Genomic DNA, 26,995 nt, shown 5'->3' on the forward strand with positions numbered 1-26,995 from the left:
GGCAAACCTTGGAGGATTGCCAAAGGTTAAGCTATGAAGAACAAATACCTCGTATCGATTATCTTATTGACTTTTTTCGTCATCTCGTTCATTTCGAATATCATCGGGCCTATTATCCCCGACTTGATTCGGACCTTTCATCTGAGCCTTACCTTAGTTTCACTCCTCCCCTTTGCCTTCTTCATTGCCTATGGCGTGACGTCCATTCCGGCAGGAATTTTACTCGAAACATTCCATGAGAAAAAAGTGATGTTGATGGCTTTTGGCCTAGCAACTTTAGGGTCCCTGCTCATCGTTTTGTCGCCGCATTACCTAACTGCCTTATTATCTCTTTTCCTCATCGGCAGTGGCATGGCGATGTTGCAAGTCGTTATCAATCCGCTGCTAAGAACCGCAGGTGGCGAAGAAAACTATGCGAATTATTCGGTTTGGGCGCAGTTAATCTTTGGCTTCGCCTCGTTTTTAAGCCCGATGGTTTATCAATATTTCATTGGCATAAACCTACCCTGGCTTAGTTTGTACATCCTTTTTATTGGCATTTCGGCGGTCATGATGCTCGTAACAGTTAGCACCCCATTTCCCAAAGTCGAATTAGCCCACGACGAGAAACCGGGTGCCATTGCCATCCACCTCGAACTCTTCAAAAACAAACAAGTGATTTTGTACTTCTTAGCCATGCTCTGCTATGTAGGCACCGAACAGGGAATCGCGACATGGATATCGCAATTTCTCCAAACCTACCATGGATTAAATCCGCAGATTGATGGCGCCAATACGATCGCCTATTACTGGGGTCTGATGACCGCCGGAGGTATCTTAGGCATTGTTTTATTGAAATTATTGGACAGCCGAATTGTACTGGTGGCCTTCACCTTTCTAGCTATGATAGCGCTCGCTTTTGCGCTCTACGGCAACGCCACCATAGCACTAATCGCTTTCCCGTTAATTGGATTTTTTGCCTCCGTTATGTACCCGATTATCTTCTCATTGGCCCTAAATTCAGTCTCCGAACACCATGGATCCTTCGCCGGCATCATCGTTACCGGCATCGTGGGTGGCGCCATTTTCCCCTTCATCGTGGGTGGTATTGGTGATATTTTTGGCCTAAAAACAGGCATGAGCATCCTGTTTTTAAGCATGGGCTATATTTTTAGTATTGGTTTTTGGGCCAAACCTTTGGTTTCCAATAAGCGTATCTTCGATTAAAGTACCAAATCACCCCATCCTTGTCGGTAGGTTCTCCGCAGAAACTGATTCGCCGGTTCGTAATTCGTGACACGCATATTGGCCCCATCCCATTTCAACGCCTTGTAGCGTCCGCTATAGGAATAGCCTTCCATGGCACCATAGACGGGATCCATCTTTTTGACCTTTTCGCGGATGTTGAAACTCCTCAACAATAAATTACCCAATAACACGGTTTCCGTCAAGGGTCCGCCATAGCCTTCAAAAGGAGAACTCACCTCCATATTTCCATAACCCGCGATACTCGCATCAATCCACTGCCACCAGTGTCCATCCATGCCGCCTTTCACCCGGGCATATTTTTGCGGGATGTGACTCGCCGCCTCTTGCAATTCCTTCGAAAACAAGCGGGGATGTGAACCACCCCAGCCACAGGCAATGACGCCTTTGGTACCTACAAATAAAGTAGAACCCTCAAAATCATTTTCACCCGGATAATCCCCAAGCGCGTCATTCATATTCACGTCGGGTGCCAAAGCCTGTAAACGCTCCGGCGTAATCCCGCCATCCATCCAATACAAATCCAAATCCTTGCCATTGTTCATCGTAAACCGATATTTCAAGGAACTCGAAATAGGTCCACTTTCCGGATAGGCCGACTCCTTAAATACGCCACTGTAGGTCGTGGAAGCACTCCCCGACACCTCATGCGGATAACCCAAATTCAATAACTTAAACGGAGGTCCCATGATGTGGCATCCCATATCACCCAAGGCTCCCGTACCGAATTCCCACCAGCCACGCCAGTTGAAGGGCACAAGATTCTCAATGTAATTGGTTTTGGGGGCGGTTCCCAACCATAAATCCCAGTTTAATTCTTTCGGAATCCGACTCGGGGTTTTCGGCCAGGCAATGCCTTGTGGCCACACGGGACGGTCGGTCCAACAATAGACTTTGGAAATCTCGCCAATCAAATCCGCTTCGATCCATTCGCGCATGGTTTGCATGCCCTCACAAGAAGCGCCTTGATCACCCATTTGAGTAACGACCTTGTATTTTGAAGCGGCTTGCGTGATGATGCGCGCCTCGTGAATGTCATGGGTCAAAGGCTTCTGCAAATACAGATGCTTTTTCATCTGCATCGCGCGAAGACCCACTAAAGCATGATTATGATCCGGAATCGCGACGGTTACCGCATCGAAATGCTGGCCCTCTTTGTCGAAAAGCTCCCGCCAATCTTCGTAAAACTTCGCCTTCGGAAATTGCTTGCGTTTTGGAGCGGCTTGTCGCTGATCCACATCGCATAGAAAACCGATAGTCGAATTGTTATTGGGTGTTTTGGCTAAATGCTGAATGTCATTATCCCCCTCGCCTCCACAGCCGATGGCCGCGATGACCAATTTATCACTAGGTGCGACAAATCCCTTACCCCCTAAAACATGTCGGGGAACGATAAAAAAACCCGCAGAAGCGAAGGTACTTTTCTTTATAAATTCGGAACGTTTCATTTTTTCAAGGGTCTAACAGAAACTTCTTTAAAATACACCACATCTTCATCGCCGTGGTTTTGTAAACCAAAATACCCGGAATTCGGTCGGCGACCTGGGAAAGGTTCAAAATCAAATTTACGCGCCGGAACCGGTTCGCCTTCGCGGTAATCGGTTACAAGCTGATCGTTCAAGTACACAATCGTACGCGGACCATCCAAGGTGATCAATAAGGTATTCCATTCAGGACCCGGTTTTCCCGGCTTGCTTTTGGGTTTTGTAAATGCATAGAGCGTACCGCTGATGTGGTATTCGTCTTCGTTGGACGTTTCCGGATGGTTGTCAATTTGCACCTCATAGCCGTAAAATACGGGCATCCATTCTTCCTTAGGTTCCGCTGGCACACGAATGAATACGCCTGAATTGCTATTGAAATTTTGCATTTTGTAGACGACACGGATTTGGCAATTGCCTAATTTTCCACCCGTCCAATACAAGAGTCCCATGCCACCTTTGCTGGCTAATAAGCCATTCTCAACGAAACGGGAGCCTCCGCCTACGTGTTTCCAACCGGTCAAATCTTTGCCGTTGAACAAGGGTTTCCAAGTTTGTGCATGCAGGTTGAAGCTCAGCAAAAACCACAGGATCATTAAATAGTTATTTTTCATTTTGGTCAACTTGATGGATAAATTCAATTACTCCTTTCATATAGACTTGTTGGTCATCCCACATCGCCAAATGGCTTCCGTTCGGGCAGTACAAATAAGAACCCTTTTGGACCATTTTACTTTGTTCCTCCATGGCTTTAGGATCCATCGTATCGTATTTCGCGCCAATCATCAAGGTAGGCACTGAGATTTCTTTCAAGCGATTTTTGATATCCCATTTCGCCAATAAACCTGAAATCCCAAACTCGGACGGCCCTTGCATTTGGGTATAAATAAGTCCATTCGCATGTTTCAACGAACGATTCAGCGCATCAGGCCACTCCTGCAAGCGGCAAATGTGTTCGTGGTAAAAATTCGGAATCAGTAATTCCATGTAGCGCGGATTGGCGAAATCTTTTTTGGCCTCAATCGCACGAAGCTCCTTTAGCACGGTAGGATTCATTTGTTTGGCCAACACCTCATCCGCGTATTTCCCGTATTCGGTTGCGCTGGCAACCATGTTGGAGACCAACAAGCCCTTCATATTTTTCTGGTATTTCAGCGCATATTCCATGCCGAGGATGCCACCCCAGGAATTTCCTAAAATGTAGAAATTTGAGGCATCTGCCCCGATGGCCTTGCGAACTTGTTCGACCTCTTCGACGAAACGCTCGTTGGTCCATAAAGTCGTGTCGCTTGGCTGGTCACTGTAATAGGACCCCAGCTGGTCGTATTCGTAAAACTCAAAACCCTCCCGCTGGAAGAAAGTCTCGAAACATTCCATGTATTCATGCGTCATGGCGGGTCCGCCATGGAGCAATAAGATTTTGATTTTGGGATTATTGCCAAATCGTTTGGTCCAGACCTTGAACGTGCCTTTCGGGGTTTGAATGGGAATCATGCGGACCCCGGCTGCTTCGAGGGTATCAGCATAATTGAAATAGGAGGAAAGATTTGTTTCGCTCGTTGTGCAGGATTGCAAAGTCCAAAGAATGGCAAATAGCAGGAATATTTTTTTCATAGCGATGGGTTTAATTTCAGAAATATACAAAAAAACCTTCTCCCCCACTTAACCTTTGGCAATCCTTGAAGGTTTGCCAAAGGTAGTTTTTTCCAAGGAGAATTCTGGGGTCAACAAAATCAGCTTGTTGATAATCTTTATCAGTTGGCGGATGCGAAAACAATCGGCTACGAGCTACCTTTGGCAAACCTTGGAGGATTGCCAAAGGTTAAGGTGGTTTTTGTTTTAAAAGCTTTTGGAGTACTTTTGACGTCGATGAGCACAAAAAATCCCAAGGTATTTTTCATTACCCCACCATTTACCCAATTAAATACGCCCTACCCTGCGACGGCCTATTTAAAGGGGTTTTTGAATACCCTTGGATTGGAATCGCATCAGGCCGATTTAGGTTTGGAAGTCATCCTCCAATTGTTTTCGAAAGCAGGGCTCAAGCAATTATTTGCCAACATTGAGGCATCGGGCAAAAAACTGAATGAAAATGGGCAGCGAATGTTAAGACTCCAACAGTCCTATCTCCGTACCATCGACCCGGTTATATCCTTTTTACACGATAAAAACCCAACACTCGCACATGTCATAGCCGAACAAAATTACTTGCCAGAAGCGTCGCGTTTCCAACAAGTCACGGATTTAGAATGGGCATTTGGCAGCATGGGTGTACGCGATAAAGCGAGGCATTTGGCCACCTTGTACTTAGAAGATATTTCCGATTTAATCATTGATGCCGTGGATCCGCATTTTGGATTTAGTCGGTATGCGGAGCGGCTCGGTAGATCCGCCTCGAGTTTCCATGAATTAAACGTGGCATTAGAAGCTCCACTAACGTACATCGATGAAATATTGGTGGAAATATTGTCGGCTAAAATTCAGAGCGAAAAACCTGATTTGGTAGCCATTACGGCTCCCTTCCCGGGCAATTTATACAGTGCGTTGCGCTGTGGGCAGTGGATCAAAAAACACCATCCCCAGATCAAAGTCGCCTTTGGTGGCGGATATGCGAATACCGAATTGCGTTCGTTACAAGAACCTCGTGTGTTTGAATTTGTCGACTTCATCACGTTAGATGATGGCGAAACGCCCTTGATGAATCTGTTAGAACATTTGCGAGGCGAACGGGAATTAAGCGATTTGAAACGCACGTTTTGTTGCATCGATGGGCAAGTAACCTACTTGAATGGCTCCAAAGATTCAGACGTCAAACAGAAAGACGTAGGCGTTCCGGATTACACGGATTTGCCTTTGGACAAGTATTTATCGGTCATCGAAATCGCGAATCCGATGCATCGCTTGTGGAGTGATGGTCGGTGGAACAAACTGACGCTGGCCCATGGTTGCTACTGGGGCAAATGCACGTTCTGTGACATTTCATTATCATATATCAAAGACTATGAGGCTGCGACCGCACCGATGCTGGTCGACCGCATCGAGGCGATGATTGCCCAAACCGGCAACAATGGTTTTCATTTTGTGGATGAGGCCGCGCCGCCGGCTTTGATGCGCGATGTGGCGTTGGAAATTATCCGAAGGGATTTGACGGTGGTGTGGTGGACGAATATTCGTTTTGAGAAGAGTTTTACGAAGGATTTATGCCAATTACTCGTTCGATCAGGCTGTATTGCCGTTTCGGGCGGATTGGAAGTTGCTTCGGATCGGTTGCTAACCTTAATTGACAAGGGTGTCACCGTTTCCCAAGTCGCCCAGGTTGCGGATCATTTTACGCAGGCGGGGATTTTGGTCCATGCCTATTTGATGTACGGATTTCCGACGCAGACCGCGCAAGAGACCGTAGATTCATTGGAAGTGGTACGCCAACTCGTCGAAAATCAGGTGATACACTCGGGTTTTTGGCATCAATTTGCTTTGACGGCACATAGTCCGGTGGGGTTGAATCCGGATGCCTATCACATAAAAATATTGAATCCGGAACCGGGCAGCTTTGCGAATAACGATTTGGAACATGCAGATCCGCAGGGGACGGATCATGCGCAGTTTAGCGAAGGGTTGAAAAAGTCCTTGTTTAATTACATGCATGGCATCGGGTTGGACATGCCGCTGCAGGAATGGTTTGAATTCAAGGTTCCACGGACACAAATTCCGAAAAATTACATCGCGCGCATATTGACGCAGCAAGATGAAAAAATACCAAAGGCAAATGCCAAAATTTGTTGGCTCGGTCTCGTCCCCACATTGGGCAAGGTTTCTCCTGGTAAAACGGCTTTGTGCCTGAGCATGGGTCGGGAGGAAGTTGAATTGTTGGTACCTGAGGCATTGGGTACTTGGCTCGTTGACATATTGGCCCGCATATCGCTGGGCCCTGATAAGACCTGGACGTTTGATGAATTCCAAAAGGCATATAGCCAGTCGGGCCTTGGTAATTTTGAGCAATTCTGGCAGGGGGACATCGTCGAAGAATTGCGGGAAATAGGCTTGTTGGTGGTGTAACTAGATTATCAGAAAACTGATTTAATTAATCAATTTTAACTTGATAAAAGTCGCTGCATCGAACTACCTTTGGCAAACCTGAGGAGGATTGCCAAAGGTTAAGGGGGAGGTGGCAAAAAAAAGACCACATCCGTGGCCTTTTCGATATCAAGAGTAGACAATTAATTATAGAACCAAAGTAAGCTTTACTTTTTTGCTGCTTGCTTTCACGTAAGTACCTGTGGTTTCAAGCGATAAACTCGTTGCTGAGGGTGCAGATAGGACCGTAAATTCCAACACACCATTCGTTCCGGAGGGAGCACCTTCCGTACTTGTCAAACCGGATAAAGTCAATTTCTTGGCATCACTCGATAAGCTATACGTCCCAGTAAATTTCTTTCCATCAAATTCCGTTAAACTCACCGCCGTACTGCTCGATAAATCCAAGCGAAATTGGCTGTAACCCGCCACGATATTGGCAGAAGAAGATTTGTCAAATTGCGTCGTGCCGTCCCATTGAACAACACTGGCCGACCACACTTTTTTCACTAATTCAGCGGCCGTGGGTGCAGGCGCTACGGGCGTGGGTGCCGGGTCCGCCGACTTGCTGCAAGAAAATACAAGAAGCGCGAGCGCTACGATGAGGATGTTTTTCATATTCGAAACATTTACGATTCAATGATACAATAATCTTGTCGCGTCCCCAAAGAATTCTTATTTAACGGCCGAAATCTCCCGAGGTTTAGCAAACAAATAATTGTAATTTGGCGGGAAGAAAACATGCCCCCCCATGAAAAAGCTGATCGTTCTTATATTGATATTGCTTCCGTGTTTGGCGATTGCACAAGATTCCACTTTCGTGCGCGTCGAGCTAAAACAAGGTTCGCCTGTGGAGGGTGTCTTAAAAAACCAAAACGACAAGAGCATCAGTCTTGAAATTCCCGGCACCGGGCTTTTGACCATTCCCTGGGAAAGTGTACAGGCCGTTGTCCGTTTAGCCAAAGATGAAATTCCAGGCCAGGGAGGGCGCTGGGCGAATCCGCATCCCAACCGCTATTTCTTCGGTCCATCGGCGATTCCATTAAAAAAGAGGGATAAGTATTACCAAAACGCATACTTTCTTCTGAATTCCATTCAAATAGGCCTGAACGATCATCTTTCCGTGGGAGGCGGTGTGCTTGTGCCATTCGCTTTATTTTTAACGCCAAAAATTGGCTATAAAGTTGCTCCAAAACTTCACCTCGGAGGTGGGGTACTATTCGCAAGCTCCTTGATTCGCGATTTAAATTTTGGTGTGGGCGCACTGTATGGCTCTGCGACCTATGGCACGAATGAACATAATGTAACCCTGAATCTCGGATTGGGGGCCATCAGAGAAAATACTGGCATGGGAACTTCGGACTATCGTTGGAATTTTTCTAATAAACCCATGCTGACGCTTTCGGGCATGACGCGTATATCGAACCGCGTGATGTTGATGACGGAGAATTGGATTTTCAATGTAACGACTGTCAACTACGATGATGGCACGCAGGGATTTGTGAGTCGGGTATCGAATTACGAGGGAATCTTTTCGGCAGGGGTTCGGATATTAGGCAGAAAATCGGCGTTTGATGCGGGATTTTTGACACCGACCGGAGCACAGGCCGCTATACCTTATTTGGCCTATAACCTACGTTTCTAATCTCCCCCCCTTTAAGCTTTGGCAATCCTTCAAGGTTTGCCAAAGCTAGTGGACTTTTAGGAATTTTAAGTTAAATCAAAATCAGGAAGTTGATTTTTTTAATCAGTTTATAAGTCCATCAACGAATTGATAAGCACTACCTTTGGCAAACCTTGAAGGATTGCCAAAGGTTAAGTGGGGGGAAATTCAAAAATTTTCCCGTTCTTGTGGTCCTAAACCCCAACAACATGGCAAAAGGCATGAATTCCAAGAAGGCGGAGAAGAAGGAACCCGCGAAGACTCCCAAGGAGAAAAAGTTAGAAAAGAAAGACAAGAAACCAGGTTATCAATAGATTCCTGGTTTTTTTATGCCTAACAAAAGGCCCTCAAGACCTGAGCAAAAACCGGATCTGCTTTAGGAATTCTTCCAAACAGCACCATGCAGGATTTCAATTTGAGGGCATCTATTTGCCCTAAGATCTGTTCGATGGGCTTATCCGCATGGGTCAATAAAACTTTCGAGATTTTAATCAGTCGGAACCCTAGAACAGGATGTGCCAAATAGGCCTCCGCCTCTTCCTGCCCGCTGATTCCATAAAAGGTCGCATTATGAGACGTACCCAAACCCTTCATCTGCGGAAAAATAAACCACATCCAATGGCTCATTTTCCTGCCTTTTTGAATCTCCCGCAGCGCCTGTTCATAGGTATCTTCTTGCGCGAAGAGAAAGCGGTTTAGGTTATAGCAATCCATGGCTATTTTATCAATTAACTGTTCAAAATTTCAGGCTAAACGCTGTACCTTTGGCAAACCTCAAAGGATTGCCAAAGGTAATTCACCAAAACGAATATTGCCTTTGGCTAATTTGTTGATGCGGTGATTAAGGGATTCAAATGGGTCAAATTCATCAATCGTCCATTTCCCTTTTTTAAAGCGAAAGCTGTAGACGACCCGTTCCTCATAGGATTTCAAATTATTAATAACAATTTCCATGCGATCCCCAGCCTTGGGCTTGATCGGGATATCGAACGCATCAGATTCATTTAAACGTTCGGCCAATTTAATTTCGTTTGCCTTAAAATCAGAAACAAAATATTCAAATGGGGTTCTTGGCATACCCATGTAAACCTCCTCCTTCATCTCCCCCACGCGGTAATACAACCAATAATGTGGGAGTTTGGAGTAATGCCCTTGGGTGCAGGTGCAAAACTTGATTTGGTCGGTGATTTCACACATACTTATACAATAACAAATTCTTTTGAATCAAGGCGGTAAGCGACTAGGTGACCATCTTTGGCAACGCTATAATCCAAACAAATGGATTTCGCTAAAGCGTCCGTGGGTTTGCCCTTCAACCAATAATGACCAAAAAATACCGATTTATCTGCGTCATAGCGGTGAAGTGCAGCATGTATCGATTCATCCAAGACCAAATCGCCAAACTCCTCCCCGATTCCCAAGAAGACGTCCTTATGTAATTTGCGGTCTTCAACAGGTTGGAACCATTTGATCCGTGCGCTTTTACGTGTCGTTCCATCTTTATCGACGAACTCCTGCCCTGCTGGCAAATCAAATTCCTTGCCTTTCAATAACTCTTCCAAGACCTCGTAGACAGGAGATTTTTTGGCAGCATATTGTGCCAATACCATTTCGGAAATACGTTTTTGGCCTTGGATAAATTCGTATATGGAATTGGTTTCAAGCCAGTTGATGTGCGTATCATCCCAACAAGCATGCACGGCCCGGAAATCATCCTGTTCTAAATAGAGCGGCAGGGTATGAAACCAGGGCAAATACACTTGTTCCCATTCCTGTGTATAATTCCGAAACTGGCGTAGGGTTTCGATGTGTTGGTCTATTTCAACGACCGTATGCTTCCGATAAAAACCACCCCTCTCCTTGTCTTTCGTATGAAAACAAATCGCATTGAATTCATGGTTCCCCATGATCGCCCGCGCATGACCGGCATCACACATCGCCTTAACGATTTGCAGGGTTTCCCGAATTTTAGGACCTCGATCAATGTAATCACCCAAGAAAACTAATTTCCGTTTTGCGGGATGTTGGTACACACCCCCTTCTTTCACATAGCCCATGATTGCCAAAATCTCCTCGAGCTTGTCGGCATGGCCATGAATATCTCCAATCAAATCAACCATAAATAAATCTTAATAGGTAAATGTATCAAAGGGGATTCCCTCCTTCGTTAAGTATTTCTTAAACAGGGTATAGCCTGAATTATTCGAAAACATAGGGGCCAAAGCCTGTAGCAATGCCTCCTTATCGCCGGGCGCAATGCCATGCAGAGTATAGAGTGCTGCCAAATCTTTGGCGAGCACGGTTGCCGTATATTCATATTCGGAACTACCCCAATGTTCATCCACCGTGGTTCCCAAATCATGCCCGTCAAATTTTAGATCTTCGCCCTCGAAACCGAGGTTCATGTAAACACGCACATCCGCACGCTTGATAATCAATAGTTCGATGCTCGGATTCATATCGTTTGAATTTTACCGTATACATCAATTTACAAAATTTTGGGAAATTTAGAAATCCGCCGACTCTATTTGTCGGGATTTCAGTGACAAAAACAACTAGACTTTCGGAATAAAGAAACCCTTAATCATATCGAGATTCCTAATACAAACCTGAATGTGATTCTTTTTATGAAATCCCGCACCTGGAAATGCAGGACCACCTTCCGTAAATATTCCTCGAACAGTATCAAAATTACCAATACTTGAAAAGCCTGTCGAAATTCGTTGAAAATGACTCTCTGAAGCAATTTTAAAATGATAATACTCAATAACAGAACAATCTAATCTTCTAATTAGCTTGTCTTGGTGCAGGTCATTTTGAACTTGTTCATTTATCGGCAATTCAATTTTCAAATCAATAAAGTCACGCCGCATTTGATAAAAATGTTGCTCAATTGAATCAATAAATTCACTATCCGTAAAATCTAAACAATTTGATAAGGTATAAATAACTCCAACTACGGATGGCTTTTCGATTTCATTACGCCTAAATTTAACTTCTGCCCATCTCTTCGCACGCAAGAGATTATTTTCCCAAACATAAAATCCATTTCCCAGCCAATCATAGGGCTTTTGAGATTTTTTAACCTGATGGGGCAAAGCAATTAATATATCCCTTACAGATTCATCGCAACCATGGAATCCGATTTGAAGGTTGTGGCGGAAATTATACATTATTTATTCGTCCGCTTAAATTTTTGTAATTCCTTATACGGTTCCGTGAAATCCCCCTTCGTGTCTAATATCCCCGCACCTACAAAATCCGCTAAAATTTCCGCTTTTGTTCTTTTTTGTGCCTTCAACTTTTTGGCCAAAAGATTCAATGACTCAATTTGTTGTGTATAAAAGTCCATGCCCCTTGATTTAATACCCAAACTTACGCGAAATACACACATCTGCTTATTCGAAAACAGGGTAATTTATGCACAATTTGACCTAATCAATCCGCTCCCCATGCACCCCCGCATAGGCAATAAACGTCGCATAGCTCGTGGGATCCTCCGACAAATGATCATCAAAAGCCACATCCGGTCGTAAGCGAACCGCCTCCTGGTAATCCCGCAATGCGCCCGAAAAATCGCGTAAGTGGATCTTCGCCACCGTCCGACAAAAATAGGCCCAGGCCCGACCGTCCGACAGGGCTATGCTATGATCCAAATCCCGTAAGGCCCCTCGGAAATCACCGGCATTGTCTTTGGCCATCCCGCGTAAATAATAGGACAGCCCGATCATATCCGCATCCGCTTTTTGCGCCTCTACTTGTGCGATAATCCGTGTCCGTTCTTTGATCTCAGCAGCATACTGTTCTTCTTGGGCATAAACATCCGCCACCAACACCCGCGCGACGATATCCGTGGAATCCCTATCCAAGACTGCCTGATACTCCTTCATCGCCTGCGGATAACGCTTTTGGCGTGCATACACGCGCCCCGCATATTCATATGCCTCGGAACGCGGGGATTTGGCAAACTTTAATACCCGTATTTGAGCCAAACAAGCCGCATCCTGCTTCTTTTCAAAATAGACCTGCATTAACGCAAGCGTAAATTCCTCCGGAACATTTTTCTTCCACCGCGCCTGGGCCTGGTCTAAGTAAGACAAGGCCTCATCATACAGTTCTTCCCGCAGGTAACAATCCCCTAGGCCAAAATACCCCCGCGCATCGCTACGATCCATCCCGATGGCCCGATTGAAATAGGCTTTGGCCTTTTCGTAATCCTCATTTTCCAAATAGCCCCTCCCCACCCCCACACAGGTCTTCACCGCAGGATGCATGGCAAAGGCTTTTTCGTAGTCATGCAAGGCATCATTTTCCAAAGACAGGGCCGCATTGCACTCCGCCCGCGCGTAATAAGCATCCCAACGGGTCGTATCACGTTGGATCCAAAGACTCAAAGCCTCTTTGGCTTTTTCGTATTTCTTGTCGGCCAACAACTCTTTCCCCCATTCCAGCGTCGACGGCCGACAGCCCATGCAGGCCAACAATCCTATTACCCAAACGATCTTATGCATATTCCTTCCTTAATTCACTGCAAGAAAGTGAATTACAAAACCTGCCAAAAACCGCGCATGAAATTTCAGTGACAAAATTCACTTGCACGATAAGGCTAGGGAAAGATTAAGGCCATCAAATGAATCGTACTTTTGTAAAGTAAAAACTTCGCCAAATCTTATTATCAATTTCCATGTCATATCTAAACGATTTCTTAAACACACTAATGAACGATGACATCCAAATCATCCATCTCAAAAACAAACTTTTGAAAATCGAAAATCCTCGAATTATCAAATGTAATACCTGGGATGAATGTTGGGAAAGTGTTGATAATTTGGGATTAAAAAATAGACGAATATTCAGTATGACACACCAAAATTTCGAACTATATGACGCCCATGAAATGTATTTGAGTGATACCAATGTCAAAACCATGAAATTACACACAGGGATTGATCCATCGAAAAAAGAACAATTCAGTGAAATTTTGGAATCAATTAATCACATGGTTTTTTTATTGGATACACGGGATCTTATGAAAGAAAGGGATGAGCCAGGACAAATCAACAATAATGAATATTCTTCTACGATTTATAAATCACAAACAAAATCAAATCTTGAAAGTGATTTTAAAGTAAAAGGGATTACAATCATTATCTATTAAAATGACACCTTCAAACTAATTAAAAGAAGTTTACACGACCTCAATTCTTCGGTATTGATAGCAGTAATTTGATTCTGTTGTTTGAACTAATTGCCATTTACTGAAAAGATTTTCAATTCTTGAATCTGCAACTGAGAAATCTCTCAATTCGCGCATTCTTTTGTGAAACTCTTCCTCTTGTTTTTCTATCTCCATTAATTTTTCATGGATACGCCTTAAATGAACTTGTGAGTCAACAGTTCGATCATCGAAGGACCTATTTCTAGATCTTGTAAACGAATATGGGTTGAATCGAATAAAATTCTCAATATGACGTTTCTTTGTTTCAAACGTATAATCAACCCAGATTTCATTAATACCTAATACATCTAGATGTAAATAAATATAGTCCATTTTAACCCGGCTAGTTCCAAGAGAAGCTCCGCCGTCATTAACATGTACTAAAAAATCTATACGAATCTCATCGAATAGTAAATAGTCAAAGAAAAAGTTTGTGTTTTCAATTGATATATAGATCAATGGAATAATTCTTTCTTCAACTTTCACCTTAATCAAGAATGCCTTCAACTTATTGACTTCGGTTTCACCACATTCTAAAATTTCTTCATTGGGATTCCAAAGATTTAGCTTCAATTCTAAAGGCCAATACCAAAGAATTTCTGATTTAATATAGGTATGATGCCCCTTAAATTCTCCTTGCTCAAAAATAGGGTTTGGCTCCCCATAAAAGGAATTATCCAAAGTCATCATATCATTGAACACATATAGAATTGGTGCATTATCTGATATATGGACCAAAGGCCTAAAGTCATTACCCGCTGAAGGATACCAACAAGTTTTAAATTCAGAAACCAATTCAGGAAAATGATATTGAATTAATTTTTGAGATGAATCACTAAACAATTCAAGAATAGAGTTTTTCATTTTAATATGTGGGCTTTCAAATTCGAATTTAAATTATCTTGATCGTATGTAAATAAGTTTACCCAAGCCGTGTTTCGCAATTTCATCGAAAACATCCCCACGAAAAGAACTTACATGCCGTTTATTTTTGGCGATAACATCGTCTTGTTTCTTGATTTGCTTTTTTGCAGCTTCTTTCCGCTCAAGTGCCCGAATTTCGCCCAACCTCTTTTAAAAAAATGGAATTAATTTTTGATGCTCTGAATCACTAAACTTTGTCTTACCTTTTAGGCTAATATCTTTTTTAGCACTTAATGCCGCCAATTCTATTTTCGTAATATTCAATTTGGTACATAAGTTTTCAAAGTTTGCAGGAAATGTTGTCTCATAAGAAATTTGAATTAGCGGCCTTTGAATTTTTCTTCTGGGAACGCTAACTTCTGGACTCTGAAATTTCTTGGGTGGCTTATTTTTAATTTTTGGAACTGGGGGTACCTGGCGTTGTTCTGGGTGTTCTTGAAGAATATTGAATTTTAACAACTCCAATGCCAACAAGGAATTAGCTTTTTTGCGTAAGTCCTTGTCTACATATCGCTCAGTAATTAATTGCTTAAGATGATCTAACTCATCAGAGTCAAATCTATCTCTCTTGAAAAAAGCATGAATTTCCGGGTAACTATTTAGCAAATGCATAAAAATGAATGAACGGAGGTAAATTGAACGACAAATTACATATCAACTTTTTAGTTACGAAGATTAAACCACTACAATAAAGCGATTTATAAAATAAGCCCAAAAACTAGAATTAAATTTCAATGACAAAATCAAATTAGTTTTTAACATCAATACTTGAAACTTAATCAACCTACCATTCTCTATCAATTGTCTCTACTACAGATAACATTACATCTATAATATCTTCATTTTGCGAGAGCTCTTCATTTAACAACTCACCAATTCGAGGGTAAAATTCATACTTTACGGAATAATTGAGTTGCGCACTTTTTATGGAAGCAAGTTCTTCTACTAGCCAGCTAAGTGCGCCAGCATGGATAGAATAAACTACAACATCCCCGTGATGAAATGACCTATCGGGCTCATCAGTTACAATCAAATTTGCTCCACCAAAATGTTGATGTTCAGCAGGGAATTGGCCCTTATTAATTTTTGAGATTAATTCTTCATATTCATTTTTTGCACTTGGTTCATTTGTCATAGTTACTGGGTTTTCTGATTTAATAATTTAGAAAAATACGATTCACTTAAATAAACTTTGGCACACAAAAGATGGTCTAAATATTCTTTAGAGGGCAATATCCCATCCTTAATTTTATCTCTATGAGCAACATATACATATGCAAGAACTTCAATTCCATCTATTTCAACATTCATTAATTTTCGAATATAATCTTTAGATCTTACCCCTTCATATCGGTCTAACTTTTCAAGAAATGTTGAATTACTTGGATCAAATTCATATAAAAGCCCTTCAACATGCGAATATCTATTTAGCATCACATTTGCCGCACCACTTTCATCAGATTTTAATTTATTGAATTTCAATTCATAATCTTTCAATAGCGCTTTTCCAGCAAGGCGCACAATATTTTGTCCTACCCGTTCCTCTAGTCTTGTAAGGTTCATATTAGATCCATAAGCGAAGTAATAAACAGAGCAATTAAGTAATATTTGCTTGACTTTTCGAAGACAATTAACCCAAATAATATCTTCCCATTCAGCTTGAATTAGTTCCTGCTTATAATTAAGCAAGACTTGTTTGAGTGAATCTAGAAATTCATTTGCATTGATTACAAAATCATTAAAAAGTTCCGCATCATTTCTTCGAGTTATGCGCCAATTACCCGTAGTTTCGCCTTGATGTAATATTCCACAGCGAACATGTTTGTAAAATTCAATTGAATGCTTATCAAAGCTTTTAAATGATTCCTCACGATTAAAAAATGATTCAAACGCCGATTGTGAATTAATTTTCTCAATATTCCCTGTTCGAAAAGTTTCGAATGCCTCTATTAGCAAACAACTGTTAGCCAGTATATTAAATCCATTTTTATATTGAGCATCTACATGGATTAAAGGAAGTATATATCGTTCCGACAATCTTTTATAAACAAAATTTGCTAAGCCCTCTTTGTCTTTATTTTGTAAAAAAGCCTCCAAATCACTCAATGTTGTTGTACTATTTACTTTGATAGTAGCCTTGCTCATACTAATAAGATTTAGATGTCAGTAATATAAATGAAATCTATATGATAGTGTAAATCAAATAATTCACCAACCTAATTCCAAATTCACCTAATTGAATGGAATAAATTAAAATAAAGAATTAAAAATTTAAGAACCTTGAGATATAGGAAATCACTCAAAATTTCACTGACAAATCAAGTCATTTACCCAAATCCCTAAAAAACAATTCGTTATGTTTAAATTCTTAAATCGAATTTATGTTCAACCAACATCGGATTCTGCGGGTTTTCAAGTTGATTACCTTATTAAAAACTTTTCCTGCCAAATCCATCAAACGCCTAGCGCAATCCTTGGAAATCTCAGAGCGCAGCTGCTACCGCTATTTAGATCTATTAGCTAAAATGGGCTTTGAGGTAGATAAAGACCCCCATCATAAATTCTATTTACGTTCCGAATCGATTTCGGAACCCTTTACGAAGGAGGAATCCCAACTCATACACGAAGCCCTTTCGGTGGCTGCCAAAAACAATCCTTTGGCCGTTTCCATTCAAGCAAAATTACCGTACTTGGAAGAATCACAAACTCGGGCAAACCAAGTAATAGCGGGTCATATAGGTAAACTCGTTTACCAAATTCAGGAGGCGATTACTAACCAAAAACAAGTCCGAATTTTTAAATACCAATCAGCCAGCAGCGAAAGCATTTCCGACCGAATAATCGAACCAATAGGTTTTACCGACAACTACCAAACCCTATGTGGCTTTGAGGTTGAATCCCACCAAAATAAATATTTCAAACTTGAGCGTATGGGCAGCCTCGAAATATTAGAAGAAAATTGTAGATTTAAAGTTGCACACCAACTTTTGAAACCGGATGTATTTGGTTTTAACGAAACAGCAGAACGCTTTCACATCCAGTTAAAATTAAGCATGCGGGCCATGCTCTTCCTAAAAGATGATTATCCGGCAACGGCGCCTTTTTTGAACGAACAAATAGATGGAACTTGGTTACTTTCGGTAGAGGTCAATAGTAAGGAGCCGGCGGAAAGAATTTTGAGGGGAATGCCGGGTGAAGTGGAGATAAATTATTTATAGAAAAAACTTAAAAGGGCAAATTATTATATTTGATTATATATGACATTAAAAATTAGAGAGTTAAATTTCATTGATTTATTTGCAGGACTAGGAGGTTTTCATTTAGCCTTGAATGATTTAGGTCACAGATGTGTTTTTGCAAGTGAGATCAATGAGGACCTGAGGAAACTTTATAAATTAAATCATGGGATTGAATGCAGCGGAGATATAAACAAAGTAGATGTTAAAGCAATTCCCAAACATGATATAATTTGTGCAGGATTTCCATGCCAACCATTCTCCAAGGCTGGGAAACAAAACGGTCTTGAAGATGTTAATAATGGCAATTTTTTCAATAAAATCATGGAAATTGCAGATTTTCACAAACCAGAGTTTATTTTTTTAGAAAATGTTTCAAATCTCAAGGGGCATGATGAAGGCAAAACATGGAAGTTAATTCAAAATAAACTTTCTGAATTCTATGACGTTAAAGAAAAAGTCATTTCCCCACATAAATTTGGTATTCCACAGCACCGTTCTAGAATTTATATCGTGTGTCGATTAAAATCTAAAGGAGGACTCGGAGAATTTGAATTTCCTGAAAATAATTATGAAGGAACTTTGTCGATTAAGTCAATTATTGAAGAAAACCCTAAAGAATTTACACCCATCAGGTCCAATTCTTTAAATCACATAAAGGTTTGGCAGGAGTTTTTGAATAATTTAAAACCTGATGAAGTTCCTAGATTTCCAATTTGGGCAATGGAATTTGGAGCAACTTATCCGTTTGAAGATAAGGCAACAGCAAATTTCACCTTTGATGAGTTAAAAGATTACAGAGGTAAATTTGGTCAAAAAATCGAAGGAAAGTCATTTGAAGAACTGCTTGAATGTTTACCAACCTATTCGAAAACTAGTCAACCAGAATTTCCGAACTGGAAAAAATATTACATTAGAGCTAACCGTGATTTCTACCTTAAACATAAGCATTGGTTAGATGAATGGATACCTAAAATAAAGGGTTTTGAAAATAGCCACCAAAAATTTGAATGGAATTGCGGTAACAAAATCCCTTTAGTGATTCATGATAAAATTATACAATTTAGACCTTCTGGAATTAGGGTAAAGATGCCTGATTTTTCCCCAGCCCTCGTATTAACTTCAACTCAAATTCCAATTTTCCCTTGGCTAGGAAGATATATGACGACAAGGGAGGCTTCAAAATTACAATGCATGGAAAAACTTAATGATTTCCCTGACACCACATCAAAAGCATTTCGAGCATTTGGAAATGCAATTAATGTTTGCATTGTCAAAAAAATTGCTAAAAATTTATTGAAATAATTATGAGTAATATAGAGGCTGTATCTATTAAAATTCAAACTGGCGTTTATGGGCAGTTTCGGAATCTAAATAATAAGGTTTGGTTTGCGTTAGGTGAGTATGTTGACAATGCTGTGCAGAGTTTTGAAGACAACAAGGAACGATTAATATCCTATAGCAATGGAAATTATCAATTTGAAGTTAGAATAAATATAGACTGGGAAAATGATTTAATAAAAATATATGATAACGCCGCTGGAATTGACTCAAATAAATTTTTAAAAGCATTTGAACCAGCCAATATTCCTATTGATAATTCCGGTTTACATGAGTTTGGCATGGGAATGAAAACAGCATCAATTTGGCTAGCTGATTTTTGGAGTGTAAAAACTTCGGCTTTAGGTGAAGAAGAAGAACGTTTTGTAGAGTTTGATCTAAAGCAAGTTTTAGAAAATGATCAAGAAGTATTAAACGTAAAAAACTATTTTACTAACAAATCAACTCATTTTACTGAAATTGTTTTAAATAAATTATCCAAAAACTCGCCAAAGTTAATGCAACTAGAAAAAATAAAAAAACATTTATCTAGTATATATAGAAAGTACATTAGAACCGGAGATTTGAAACTTTACATAAATGAAATAGAACTTATTTATGAAGATCCAGAAATTTTAGAAGCCCCATTTTACAACGATTTAAATGGAAATAGAATTATATGGAAAAAAGAAATTAAATTTTCGTATGATAGATATAAGGCTACTGGTTTTATTGCCATTTTAAATACGATGAGTACTAGTGAAGTTAACGGATTGTCACTTTTCAGACGAGGAAGAGTAATTGAAGGTAGTCACGATGAAAAATATAGACCAAAAGCGATTTGTGGCCAAATTGGTTCTCCAAGATACAAGCGTATATTTGGTGAGTTAGAATTAGACGGATTTGAAGTGAGTTTTAACAAAGGAAGTTTCCAAGAACAAGGAGATTTGGAAGCCTTAATGGAAGCACTGCAGACTGAAATTTCCTCAAAAGAATTTAATCTATATTCTCAAGCGGAAAATTTCATAAAAGAAAAAACTAAAAGTGATGACGAAAAAGTAGCAAAAAAAATAGTAAGTAGATTAAAAAAAGCTAATAATGAAAGTAGTGATCTAAGAGAAAAAGTTAAAAACTCCCTTAGAGAAATTGATAATATTAGTATTGCTACTGAAAACGAAAAGCTAACAAGGATTGCTAAGGCAATCGATTCTCACGAGGAAATCATTGAAATTAAAGACGAAAAATATAGATTGACTGTCGAATTAATAACTGAGTCAACAATTACGGATTTATATTCTCTACAAATTGAAGATGGTGAACTATTTGTAAAAAAAATTACATATAAAATAAACCTAGCTCACCCATTTTTTAGAAGATTTGAAAGGCTAAAAAATGAAGAAGATTATCAGCCTATAATTTCCATAATACGTTCTTTGGTTTTGGCAGAAGTTGTAGCCCCATCTCAAGGTACAAGAAATGCTGGAAATGTCAGGATGAATTTCAATACTTTTCTAAGGAATATTTAAATTATGAGCGAAATTATAACAGTATTGCAGCCCAATTCTCCAAGTTTTCGTATTTCTGAAGGGGTTCGGACTAGAGATTTAATAAGTCGACTAAAAGAACTTGATTCTGATGAAAGAGATAATCTGGTAAATGAAACTACCGAAATTCTTAGTCATTGTGTTAATCCGGTTAACACCGTAGGAAGTACAACTGGTATAGCAGTAGGGTATGTTCAAAGTGGTAAAACATTGTCATTTACAACTCTTACTGCATTAGCAATTGACAACGGGTTTAGAATAATAATATATTTTGCAGGCATAAAAGTAAATTTGTTAGAACAAACCACAAAAAGACTAAAAAAGGATTTGCTAACCGATAGTGCAAATAGTAAATTTTTTAAAGTATATCAAAGTCCATCAATTGATGGAAATGTTCACTTAAAAATTAAAAATGCATTAGGTTTAAACCATAAACCTGCAATTTTAATTACCGTAATGAAACGTTACACTGATATAGACCCTTTGATAAAGATTTTTAAATCTCAAGAGCTAACTGACTCTTTAGGAAATAACGGTGTTTTGATTATTGACGATGAAGCAGATCAGGCAAGTTTAAATACTTTTGCACGGAAAAATAGCAAACATGAAGATTGGGAGGAAGATGATTTTAGTACTACATATTCTAGTATATTAAATCTTAGGGCGGGTTTACCTAATCATTCATATATTCAGTATACGGCTACTCCTCAAGGACCTATTCTAATTAATATTATGGATTTACTCTCTCCAAAGTTCCATGTTGTATTAACTCCAGGTAAATCTTATACGGGTGGTAAAACTTTTTTTGAGGATAATACAGATTTAATTCATACTATCCCAGATCAAGAAGTTTATCATCATAAAAAAAATCAACTTGTAGATTGTCCACAAAGCTTAATCGAAGCTTTACAGTTGTTTTTAATTGGGGTTTCAATAGTAGTAAATATACAAGGGAAAGAGAATTTTCTATCTATGATGATCCATGCTGCCAGCGAAAAGGATGCGAATAGAAAATTTAATAATTGGGTGAAAAAGCTAATTGATAGTTGGGCTGAAAGACTAAATCTGCCAGATGTTGATCCAAGTAAAATTGAGTTGATAAATGAATTCAAAGAAAATTATATTGAAGCAATCAGAAGAATTGAAAACCCACCAAATTTTGATTTAGTAATTAAAGAGGTACTACAAGTTATACTTGATACAAACATTGAATTAGTAATTGGGGGGTCAAAAGAAATAGAATGGAGCAATGCTACATCACATATATTAGTAGGTGCTGATATGCTCAATAGAGGATATACAGTTGAAGGATTATCGGTTTCATACATGCCAAGGTATAGTGTAGGAAAATCTAATGCCGACACAATACAACAACGTTGTAGGTTCTTTGGCTATAAATTAAACTATCTGGATAATTGTAGGGTATTCCTTCCTAACGATTCTATTATTGAATATAGAGAATATGTTGAGCATGAAGAAATGATGAGAACTCAACTTAAAGAAAACACTCTTACTCAACTTGAACAGATGTTAGTATTAAGTACAGCGATGAATCCAACAAGAAATAACATTTTATCATCAGATGTAATTAGACAAAAAATGATTGGATGGAGACAATTAAATGCATTACAGCATATTGATGAAAACTATTCATTTGTTTCTAAATTTCTAAGTGAACAAACATTTAAAAATTATAAAGATTATAGAACAAACGATCGAAATCATCGCTATGTGAAACTTGAAATCAAAAAAGTTATTGAATTTCTTAAAGATTTTAAAATTGCAAATATGCCAGACGCTTTAAGAAAGTCATCAACAATTCAATATTTGAGATATTTGGCAGACAATAAAGGCTTGAAAGATGCCTATATTTTCGAAATGAGTTTTGGGGTATTAGAAGGTAGAAAAAGAGGTTTAGAAGAAGACAAAGGTCATTTAAAAATAAAAAATATTTTTTCAGGTGAGGATCCAAAAGGTTCAGAAGTTTATCCTGGTGACAGGGCAATTAAATTTGAAGATTCTCTTTGTATTCAAATTCATAAAATTGCTGTAAAAGACGAAACTCTTTCTCTAAGATGGGGAGGGCAGTTATTATTTACCCTTGGTATTTATTATCCTGAGGATTTTGCTCATTCATTCGTCGGAATTAAATAGTATTATGAACTCAATTTTTAATGTATTTCAAGATTTAAAAAAACAGTCTATAGACTTAGATGAAAGTTTTAGAGTTATCTCTGTGCCTTTTATTAAAAATCACAAAATAGGTATTTCTAAAACTCAACAACCTATTTTTTTTATTAAATGTTGCGATACAGAAGATGTTAAATACATAGACATCAATCTTGAATATATTTCAATCCAATATGGTAGAATGTGCCAACTTAAAATTGATAATAATAAAATCGAGGAGGACGTTTATACTATTATTTCGTTAAAAACAGATTCAATTGAATTACAAGAATATTTTTTAGAAGTTGTGTTTTTATTAGTAAAAAAAATATCTGAAAATCCAGTTCTTAAAGGTTTAAAAGTCGAAATAGATGCTCTAATTAATTTATTTAATAAATTTTCAGCACCACCTGTAAAAACTATACAAGGATTATGGGCTGAGCTATTAATTATTGAGCAATCAAGTGATCCTGATTACCTGATAGGATCTTGGCATAATTCCAAAAGTGATAAATTTGACTTTAATGATGGATTAGACAAGTTAGAAATTAAAAGTACTTCAAAAAATAGAAGAATTCATAGTTTTTCCATTGAACAGTTGAATCCCAATAAAAGTTCGTGCTTAATTATTGCATCAATTTTTGTGATTGAAACAGGAATAGGTAAAAATATTTTTGATTTGGTAGATCTCATTGAAAAGAAAATAATTAACAAAGAATTGAGTTTTCGTCTTCATGAGATTATTGCACAAACTTTGGGAAAAGATTTCGAAAAATCATTTGAAATATTTTATGATTACAAGTTTGCTACAGATTCAATCAAGTATTATTACAGTGAATTTATTCCATCAATTAAATTGTCTGACATCCCAACTAAATTAACAAACGTTCGATTTGATTGTGACCTTACAGATATAGTATATTTAAAGTGTTGTAAAAATAAGTCGCTTCTCCACAATTCACTTTTCAATAGTAATTGATATGAGAAAAATTTTAGCTAAAGAATTGAAAATTAAATTTATTGATGTTCTAAGTGAATTAATTGAATTCAGTTACGATGAAGGAAATCCATTTTTAATTAAAATAAGATCAGAACAGTTCTTTGTATTTCTCAAAAATTTATCACCTGCTTATTTTAAAAACTCACCTGATATTACTAGAGTTCAGTTACCATTTAGCAATCATTTTTCGAAAATTTCTAATGCTGATATACCTTTTATTATTTTAGGGTATGATGTTGACAATGATTCTATGGTTTGTTGGAATCCATTAAATGTCAAACAGAGATTGAATGCTAAAAGTAATATTTCTTTGTACTCACGAGAATCTTTACAATCAAATGTAAAACCTAATGAATTTAAATCTGGCTATTTATCTAATGGAGAAAAAATAATAATTTTCAAAAGAGTCCATTTGCCTGAATTTTTCGATAACATTTCTACTCTTTTTGGTGCGCCCAAACGAGACATAATTTCAGATGATAATATATTCAATGTTAATGAATCTTTAACTGAATATGTTTCAGATAAGCTTCTTGAAATAACTGAAGAATCCTTAATTCTAGAATTAACGCCATTATTAATGAGAAATAAAGTTTTGGAAGCAGTTGAAGTATGCAGTTTATATTACAAAGGAAAATACGAAGGCATGACCTTTAAAGACTGGTATAAACTTGTCAACAAATATTATCAAAAAATTAATTCACAAGGTTAGCAATTTCATGGAAACGAAAGTATTTAAATTCCAATGTCCATTTTGTAAAGACAAAAAACAATATATCCCTCAGGATTTGTCACAACATTTCATTGAAAATCATTCAAATATAAGTCCAAGTAAAATGACTGATTGGTTTAGAGATAAAGCAATTTCGAAAATAAACAAGAAGACAAATAAAAATAATCAGTTTAAGGGTTATGATAAAAAGTTGAGGAATAGCAAAAACAAAAAGTGGATTAAGGTTATTTATACGCCAATGGGAAATGGAAGATAATTATTAAATAAGAAAAAAATAACCAAAAAAAGCCTCAGATTTCTCTGAGGCTTTTTTCTTAGTTGGCGGTCCGGACGGTGGGAATGAAACAAATCTGACTGAACTCAAATCGGACAAAAACGTCAAAATATAATAGTGTAGGTATTATATTGGTTAATCTAATTGTATCGAAATTGTATCAAATCAGGTGGTTCTGCTTCGGTTTTAGCACCACCCTAACCTACTTTTTAGAATCTCCAGATTTATGAATACGAGGTTTCAATGTTGGGTGCTTGGGTTTGCTTTTTGGTTTTATCCCACGTCTTTCATTCTGGGTACCACCAATTTTATTTAGCTTAGGACCAAGTTTAATTGCAGCAAATGTTTCCATAATTAAATGCCTTAAAGTAATAAAAATGATCTCAAAAATTTGACAACCCTTTTAAAATAAATGATAGTTCCAGTAGCCTCATAAGGCGGGATCAACCATTTATATAAAAAATAAAAAGGAACCGTATTTACCATTTCAAAACAACCTACAGATTTTTTTAAGGTACGAACAGGGAATAATTCTTTCCTGAATATTCTTTTTTATTACTTTTTAATCGAAAATTAATAATTCGAATATTTGGGAACAATTAATGAATAATGAAACCAAATGGAATAAATTAAACTTGGTGCCTTATTAATCTTTTAACAAAGAAAGGATTATTTTCCCTCCATTTTTTTGGGGGAAAACCAAATCAGTCAATACGACTTTACCTTCATTGGCGAATACTTCTACAATTGAATTATCTACAAAAATATCTAGTTTCAGGACACCATTTTGGGGAACCACCTGCATAGTTTCGATACTTGAGAAATTTTTGTTAAAGTCAATTTTTCCAGACTTGGTTCTGTCAAAAAACAATTTTTGAGTCATTGCATTATAAGTTAGCACACATTTCTCTTCCTTATTTTTTAGCAATTCCATTGCAAAACCATTGGAATTTCCTAAGTCAATAACTAAGCCTAGTTTGTAGGAATTATTTTTCATTTCCCAAGTTTTCGGTTTTGTCAATTCACTCGCTTTCAGTTTTAACTCTTTGGAGTGGATACGATTGGAATAGATTGGCTTTTGAACTAAACGAAATTGCCCATTTTCTTTGACCAAAGATAATTTTCGTGGCATAGAAAACATCCCTCTCCTACCTTCTGAAGGAATATCTCCTGCATAGCTCCAGTTGCTACCCCAACCCATAATGATTGGATTTTTGTCTTTTGAAGGGAGGTTTTGAAAGGGGATTGCAGCATAAAAATCTTTCCCTCGATCCAATCTTAAAACCCCTTCTTGTTTGTCTGACACGAATGATTTTCCATCAAATTCCCCTACGAAATATTGCATCCCAGTAAATTCTGTGGCCTCCGCTGCGCTCGAAACCAGCATTACCCATTTTGAATTATCTGAATTTTCGACAGGAACCTTAAATAGAGATGGACATTCCCAAATCTTTGCTACATCACCCATTTTGCCAAACTCACTCAATAATGTCCACTCTTTCAGATTTGTAGATTCATAGATCTGCACCATAAATTCCAGTGGTTTTGCAACAATCATTTTCCACTTTCCTTCCTGCATGAACACATTGGGGTCTCTGAAATCCTTCAAACCGATAGCTAAGACAGGATTCTTATCATAGAATTTCCATGTTCTTCCTTTGTCAGAACTATAAGCCAAACTTTGACTCTGTGCCATACCTTCTCCATTTTTATTTAAGTGAGAAGTATATATGGCCACCATACCTTTGGTAAAACCTTTCTCAAAAAAACCCGACGTATTTAGACTATCCACAACGGCCGCTCCTGAAAATACCATGTTAGTTGAACCATCCGCGTTCATCGTTTCAGGAATGGCAAGCGGTAGTTCTTCCCAAGTTTTAAGGTTTTTGCTCACAGCATGCCCCCAACTCATGTGCCCCCATTTATCTCCCGCTGGATTATACTGATAAAAAAGATGGTACTCTCCATCCAAATAGACTAATCCATTGGGGTCGTTCACCCAATTTTTCTCCGGAGTGTAATGGTAAGCGGGACGGTAAGTTACAGATGGGATGCAAGCATTTAACAGGCATACAACAGCCAAAAAAGTGACTAATTTTTGCATTGATTTTGAG

The 26,995-nt window shown here is 38.6% G+C and carries 28 protein-coding genes; 11 read left to right on the plus strand and 17 right to left on the minus strand.

The window, feature by feature from the left end; genetic code table 11:
• Window positions 1–33 precede the first annotated feature (33 nt).
• Window positions 34–1,206 (plus strand): MFS transporter, encoded by a 1,173-nt coding sequence (locus PQG45_RS07850; protein ID WP_315577192.1) that lies wholly within the window; start codon window positions 34–36, stop codon window positions 1,204–1,206.
• Here PQG45_RS07850 and PQG45_RS07855 read toward each other — a convergent pair.
• From PQG45_RS07855 to PQG45_RS07865, 3 genes are read right to left on the minus strand one after another with little or no spacing between them, the layout of a single operon-like run.
• Window positions 1,203–2,693 carry a Gfo/Idh/MocA family protein gene (locus PQG45_RS07855; RefSeq protein ID WP_315577191.1) on the minus strand — a complete coding sequence of 497 codons (1,491 nt, stop codon included), beginning with the start codon at window positions 2,691–2,693 and terminating at the stop codon, window positions 1,203–1,205. The two genes, PQG45_RS07850 and PQG45_RS07855, sit on opposite strands and share 4 nt — an antisense overlap.
• Entirely contained in the window at window positions 2,690–3,340 is a 651-nt protein-coding gene (locus tag PQG45_RS07860) for a 3-keto-disaccharide hydrolase (RefSeq protein WP_315577190.1), read from the minus strand. The genes PQG45_RS07855 and PQG45_RS07860 overlap by 4 nt, the downstream gene beginning before the upstream one ends.
• Complete coding sequence (locus PQG45_RS07865) at window positions 3,330–4,340, minus strand: proline iminopeptidase-family hydrolase (RefSeq protein ID WP_315577189.1); 1,011 nt, start codon at window positions 4,338–4,340, stop codon at window positions 3,330–3,332. The genes PQG45_RS07860 and PQG45_RS07865 overlap by 11 nt, the downstream gene beginning before the upstream one ends.
• A gap of 255 nt (window positions 4,341–4,595) precedes the next feature.
• Between PQG45_RS07865 and PQG45_RS07870 the strand changes: the two genes are divergently transcribed.
• Window positions 4,596–6,782: a B12-binding domain-containing radical SAM protein gene (locus tag PQG45_RS07870; RefSeq protein WP_315577188.1), complete on the plus strand. Its 2,187-nt coding sequence runs from the start codon at window positions 4,596–4,598 to the stop codon at window positions 6,780–6,782.
• A gap of 165 nt (window positions 6,783–6,947) precedes the next feature.
• Here the strand turns inward: PQG45_RS07870 and PQG45_RS07875 are convergent, their stop codons facing one another.
• Window positions 6,948–7,418, minus strand: a complete 471-nt coding sequence (locus PQG45_RS07875) for a hypothetical protein (protein ID WP_315577187.1) — start codon at window positions 7,416–7,418, stop codon at window positions 6,948–6,950.
• A gap of 133 nt (window positions 7,419–7,551) precedes the next feature.
• Between PQG45_RS07875 and PQG45_RS07880 the strand changes: the two genes are divergently transcribed.
• Window positions 7,552–8,445 carry a hypothetical protein gene (locus PQG45_RS07880; protein WP_315577186.1) on the plus strand — a complete coding sequence of 298 codons (894 nt, stop codon included), beginning with the start codon at window positions 7,552–7,554 and terminating at the stop codon, window positions 8,443–8,445.
• Window positions 8,446–8,796: 351 nt separating this feature from the next.
• On the opposite strand, the gene PQG45_RS07885 is transcribed toward PQG45_RS07880, so the two are convergent.
• The 7 genes from PQG45_RS07885 to PQG45_RS07915 all read right to left on the minus strand — a co-directional run bounded on the left by PQG45_RS07885 (window position 8,797) and on the right by PQG45_RS07915 (window position 12,974).
• Entirely contained in the window at window positions 8,797–9,177 is a 381-nt protein-coding gene (locus PQG45_RS07885; RefSeq protein WP_315577185.1) for a DUF1810 domain-containing protein, read from the minus strand.
• Window positions 9,178–9,237: 60 nt separating this feature from the next.
• The gene (locus PQG45_RS07890; RefSeq protein ID WP_315577184.1) at window positions 9,238–9,660 is read right to left on the minus strand and encodes a hypothetical protein; all 423 of its coding nucleotides are present in this window, start codon (window positions 9,658–9,660) and stop codon (window positions 9,238–9,240) included.
• Between the two features lie 2 nt (window positions 9,661–9,662).
• Window positions 9,663–10,583, minus strand: coding sequence for a metallophosphoesterase (locus PQG45_RS07895; protein ID WP_315577183.1), 921 nt, complete (start codon window positions 10,581–10,583; stop codon window positions 9,663–9,665).
• 9 nt (window positions 10,584–10,592) lie between these two features.
• Window positions 10,593–10,922: a hypothetical protein gene (locus PQG45_RS07900; RefSeq protein WP_316070636.1), complete on the minus strand. Its 330-nt coding sequence runs from the start codon at window positions 10,920–10,922 to the stop codon at window positions 10,593–10,595.
• 96 nt (window positions 10,923–11,018) lie between these two features.
• Window positions 11,019–11,636 carry a hypothetical protein gene (locus tag PQG45_RS07905; RefSeq protein ID WP_316070637.1) on the minus strand — a complete coding sequence of 206 codons (618 nt, stop codon included), beginning with the start codon at window positions 11,634–11,636 and terminating at the stop codon, window positions 11,019–11,021.
• The gene (locus tag PQG45_RS07910; RefSeq protein WP_316070638.1) at window positions 11,636–11,815 is read right to left on the minus strand and encodes a hypothetical protein; all 180 of its coding nucleotides are present in this window, start codon (window positions 11,813–11,815) and stop codon (window positions 11,636–11,638) included. The genes PQG45_RS07905 and PQG45_RS07910 overlap by 1 nt, the downstream gene beginning before the upstream one ends.
• Window positions 11,816–11,897: 82 nt before the next feature.
• A complete protein-coding gene (locus PQG45_RS07915; protein WP_316070639.1) occupies window positions 11,898–12,974 on the minus strand; it encodes a tetratricopeptide repeat protein in 1,077 nt (358 codons plus the stop codon).
• 206 nt (window positions 12,975–13,180) lie between these two features.
• Between PQG45_RS07915 and PQG45_RS07920 the strand changes: the two genes are divergently transcribed.
• Window positions 13,181–13,621, plus strand: a complete 441-nt coding sequence (locus PQG45_RS07920) for a hypothetical protein (RefSeq protein WP_316070640.1) — start codon at window positions 13,181–13,183, stop codon at window positions 13,619–13,621.
• Between the two features lie 30 nt (window positions 13,622–13,651).
• On the opposite strand, the gene PQG45_RS07925 is transcribed toward PQG45_RS07920, so the two are convergent.
• The 4 genes from PQG45_RS07925 to PQG45_RS07940 form a co-directional block, all read right to left on the minus strand.
• The gene (locus tag PQG45_RS07925; RefSeq protein WP_316070641.1) at window positions 13,652–14,545 is read right to left on the minus strand and encodes a DUF7663 domain-containing protein; all 894 of its coding nucleotides are present in this window, start codon (window positions 14,543–14,545) and stop codon (window positions 13,652–13,654) included.
• A gap of 210 nt (window positions 14,546–14,755) precedes the next feature.
• Window positions 14,756–15,217 carry a hypothetical protein gene (locus PQG45_RS07930; protein ID WP_316070642.1) on the minus strand — a complete coding sequence of 154 codons (462 nt, stop codon included), beginning with the start codon at window positions 15,215–15,217 and terminating at the stop codon, window positions 14,756–14,758.
• Between the two features lie 172 nt (window positions 15,218–15,389).
• The gene (locus PQG45_RS07935) at window positions 15,390–15,740 is read right to left on the minus strand and encodes a hypothetical protein (protein WP_316070643.1); all 351 of its coding nucleotides are present in this window, start codon (window positions 15,738–15,740) and stop codon (window positions 15,390–15,392) included.
• 2 nt (window positions 15,741–15,742) lie between these two features.
• Window positions 15,743–16,750: a gamma-glutamylcyclotransferase family protein gene (locus PQG45_RS07940; protein ID WP_316070644.1), complete on the minus strand. Its 1,008-nt coding sequence runs from the start codon at window positions 16,748–16,750 to the stop codon at window positions 15,743–15,745.
• 236 nt (window positions 16,751–16,986) lie between these two features.
• Between PQG45_RS07940 and PQG45_RS07945 the strand changes: the two genes are divergently transcribed.
• The 7 genes from PQG45_RS07945 to PQG45_RS07975 are packed head-to-tail and all read left to right on the plus strand — an operon-like array spanning window position 16,987 to window position 24,863.
• Window positions 16,987–17,823 carry a helix-turn-helix transcriptional regulator gene (locus tag PQG45_RS07945; protein ID WP_316070645.1) on the plus strand — a complete coding sequence of 279 codons (837 nt, stop codon included), beginning with the start codon at window positions 16,987–16,989 and terminating at the stop codon, window positions 17,821–17,823.
• A gap of 39 nt (window positions 17,824–17,862) precedes the next feature.
• Window positions 17,863–19,146 (plus strand): DNA (cytosine-5-)-methyltransferase, encoded by a 1,284-nt coding sequence (gene dcm / locus PQG45_RS07950; RefSeq protein ID WP_316070646.1) that lies wholly within the window; start codon window positions 17,863–17,865, stop codon window positions 19,144–19,146.
• 2 nt (window positions 19,147–19,148) lie between these two features.
• Window positions 19,149–20,687 carry an ATP-binding protein gene (locus PQG45_RS07955; RefSeq protein ID WP_316070647.1) on the plus strand — a complete coding sequence of 513 codons (1,539 nt, stop codon included), beginning with the start codon at window positions 19,149–19,151 and terminating at the stop codon, window positions 20,685–20,687.
• A gap of 3 nt (window positions 20,688–20,690) precedes the next feature.
• Window positions 20,691–22,859, plus strand: a complete 2,169-nt coding sequence (locus PQG45_RS07960) for a Z1 domain-containing protein (protein WP_316070648.1) — start codon at window positions 20,691–20,693, stop codon at window positions 22,857–22,859.
• 4 nt (window positions 22,860–22,863) lie between these two features.
• Entirely contained in the window at window positions 22,864–23,853 is a 990-nt protein-coding gene (locus PQG45_RS07965; protein ID WP_316070649.1) for a PD-(D/E)XK motif protein, read from the plus strand.
• Between the two features lies 1 nt (window position 23,854).
• Window positions 23,855–24,586, plus strand: a complete 732-nt coding sequence (locus PQG45_RS07970) for a hypothetical protein (RefSeq protein ID WP_316070651.1) — start codon at window positions 23,855–23,857, stop codon at window positions 24,584–24,586.
• Window positions 24,587–24,593: 7 nt separating this feature from the next.
• Entirely contained in the window at window positions 24,594–24,863 is a 270-nt protein-coding gene (locus PQG45_RS07975; protein WP_316070652.1) for a hypothetical protein, read from the plus strand.
• Window positions 24,864–25,083: 220 nt separating this feature from the next.
• Here PQG45_RS07975 and PQG45_RS07980 read toward each other — a convergent pair whose 3' ends face one another.
• Together PQG45_RS07980 and PQG45_RS07985 are read right to left on the minus strand one after the other, a co-directional pair.
• Window positions 25,084–25,233: a hypothetical protein gene (locus tag PQG45_RS07980; RefSeq protein ID WP_316070653.1), complete on the minus strand. Its 150-nt coding sequence runs from the start codon at window positions 25,231–25,233 to the stop codon at window positions 25,084–25,086.
• 294 nt (window positions 25,234–25,527) lie between these two features.
• Window positions 25,528–26,985 carry a glycoside hydrolase family 32 protein gene (locus PQG45_RS07985; RefSeq protein WP_316070654.1) on the minus strand — a complete coding sequence of 486 codons (1,458 nt, stop codon included), beginning with the start codon at window positions 26,983–26,985 and terminating at the stop codon, window positions 25,528–25,530.
• Between the last annotated feature and the right edge of the window lie 10 nt (window positions 26,986–26,995).

This window comes from Aquirufa regiilacus, assembly GCF_032470275.1.
Taxonomy (GTDB): domain Bacteria; phylum Bacteroidota; class Bacteroidia; order Cytophagales; family Spirosomataceae; genus Aquirufa; species Aquirufa regiilacus.

What these genes read in the sequence shown, in the direction of transcription:
- PQG45_RS07850 (WP_315577192.1), top strand. Translation starts at nt 34, where the DNA reads ATGAAGAACAAATACCTCGTATCGATTATCTTATTGACTTTTTTCGTC.
- PQG45_RS07855 (WP_315577191.1), bottom strand. Translation starts at nt 2,693, where the DNA reads ATGAAACGTTCCGAATTTATAAAGAAAAGTACCTTCGCTTCTGCGGGT.
- PQG45_RS07860 (WP_315577190.1), bottom strand. Translation starts at nt 3,340, where the DNA reads ATGAAAAATAACTATTTAATGATCCTGTGGTTTTTGCTGAGCTTCAAC.
- PQG45_RS07865 (WP_315577189.1), bottom strand. Translation starts at nt 4,340, where the DNA reads ATGAAAAAAATATTCCTGCTATTTGCCATTCTTTGGACTTTGCAATCC.
- PQG45_RS07870 (WP_315577188.1), top strand. Translation starts at nt 4,596, where the DNA reads ATGAGCACAAAAAATCCCAAGGTATTTTTCATTACCCCACCATTTACC.
- PQG45_RS07875 (WP_315577187.1), bottom strand. Translation starts at nt 7,418, where the DNA reads ATGAAAAACATCCTCATCGTAGCGCTCGCGCTTCTTGTATTTTCTTGC.
- PQG45_RS07880 (WP_315577186.1), top strand. Translation starts at nt 7,552, where the DNA reads ATGAAAAAGCTGATCGTTCTTATATTGATATTGCTTCCGTGTTTGGCG.
- PQG45_RS07885 (WP_315577185.1), bottom strand. Translation starts at nt 9,177, where the DNA reads ATGGATTGCTATAACCTAAACCGCTTTCTCTTCGCGCAAGAAGATACC.
- PQG45_RS07890 (WP_315577184.1), bottom strand. Translation starts at nt 9,660, where the DNA reads ATGTGTGAAATCACCGACCAAATCAAGTTTTGCACCTGCACCCAAGGG.
- PQG45_RS07895 (WP_315577183.1), bottom strand. Translation starts at nt 10,583, where the DNA reads ATGGTTGATTTGATTGGAGATATTCATGGCCATGCCGACAAGCTCGAG.
- PQG45_RS07900 (WP_316070636.1), bottom strand. Translation starts at nt 10,922, where the DNA reads ATGAATCCGAGCATCGAACTATTGATTATCAAGCGTGCGGATGTGCGT.
- PQG45_RS07905 (WP_316070637.1), bottom strand. Translation starts at nt 11,636, where the DNA reads ATGTATAATTTCCGCCACAACCTTCAAATCGGATTCCATGGTTGCGAT.
- PQG45_RS07910 (WP_316070638.1), bottom strand. Translation starts at nt 11,815, where the DNA reads ATGGACTTTTATACACAACAAATTGAGTCATTGAATCTTTTGGCCAAA.
- PQG45_RS07915 (WP_316070639.1), bottom strand. Translation starts at nt 12,974, where the DNA reads ATGCATAAGATCGTTTGGGTAATAGGATTGTTGGCCTGCATGGGCTGT.
- PQG45_RS07920 (WP_316070640.1), top strand. Translation starts at nt 13,181, where the DNA reads ATGAACGATGACATCCAAATCATCCATCTCAAAAACAAACTTTTGAAA.
- PQG45_RS07925 (WP_316070641.1), bottom strand. Translation starts at nt 14,545, where the DNA reads ATGAAAAACTCTATTCTTGAATTGTTTAGTGATTCATCTCAAAAATTA.
- PQG45_RS07930 (WP_316070642.1), bottom strand. Translation starts at nt 15,217, where the DNA reads ATGCATTTGCTAAATAGTTACCCGGAAATTCATGCTTTTTTCAAGAGA.
- PQG45_RS07935 (WP_316070643.1), bottom strand. Translation starts at nt 15,740, where the DNA reads ATGACAAATGAACCAAGTGCAAAAAATGAATATGAAGAATTAATCTCA.
- PQG45_RS07940 (WP_316070644.1), bottom strand. Translation starts at nt 16,750, where the DNA reads ATGAGCAAGGCTACTATCAAAGTAAATAGTACAACAACATTGAGTGAT.
- PQG45_RS07945 (WP_316070645.1), top strand. Translation starts at nt 16,987, where the DNA reads ATGTTCAACCAACATCGGATTCTGCGGGTTTTCAAGTTGATTACCTTA.
- dcm (WP_316070646.1), top strand. Translation starts at nt 17,863, where the DNA reads ATGACATTAAAAATTAGAGAGTTAAATTTCATTGATTTATTTGCAGGA.
- PQG45_RS07955 (WP_316070647.1), top strand. Translation starts at nt 19,149, where the DNA reads ATGAGTAATATAGAGGCTGTATCTATTAAAATTCAAACTGGCGTTTAT.
- PQG45_RS07960 (WP_316070648.1), top strand. Translation starts at nt 20,691, where the DNA reads ATGAGCGAAATTATAACAGTATTGCAGCCCAATTCTCCAAGTTTTCGT.
- PQG45_RS07965 (WP_316070649.1), top strand. Translation starts at nt 22,864, where the DNA reads ATGAACTCAATTTTTAATGTATTTCAAGATTTAAAAAAACAGTCTATA.
- PQG45_RS07970 (WP_316070651.1), top strand. Translation starts at nt 23,855, where the DNA reads ATGAGAAAAATTTTAGCTAAAGAATTGAAAATTAAATTTATTGATGTT.
- PQG45_RS07975 (WP_316070652.1), top strand. Translation starts at nt 24,594, where the DNA reads ATGGAAACGAAAGTATTTAAATTCCAATGTCCATTTTGTAAAGACAAA.
- PQG45_RS07980 (WP_316070653.1), bottom strand. Translation starts at nt 25,233, where the DNA reads ATGGAAACATTTGCTGCAATTAAACTTGGTCCTAAGCTAAATAAAATT.
- PQG45_RS07985 (WP_316070654.1), bottom strand. Translation starts at nt 26,985, where the DNA reads ATGCAAAAATTAGTCACTTTTTTGGCTGTTGTATGCCTGTTAAATGCT.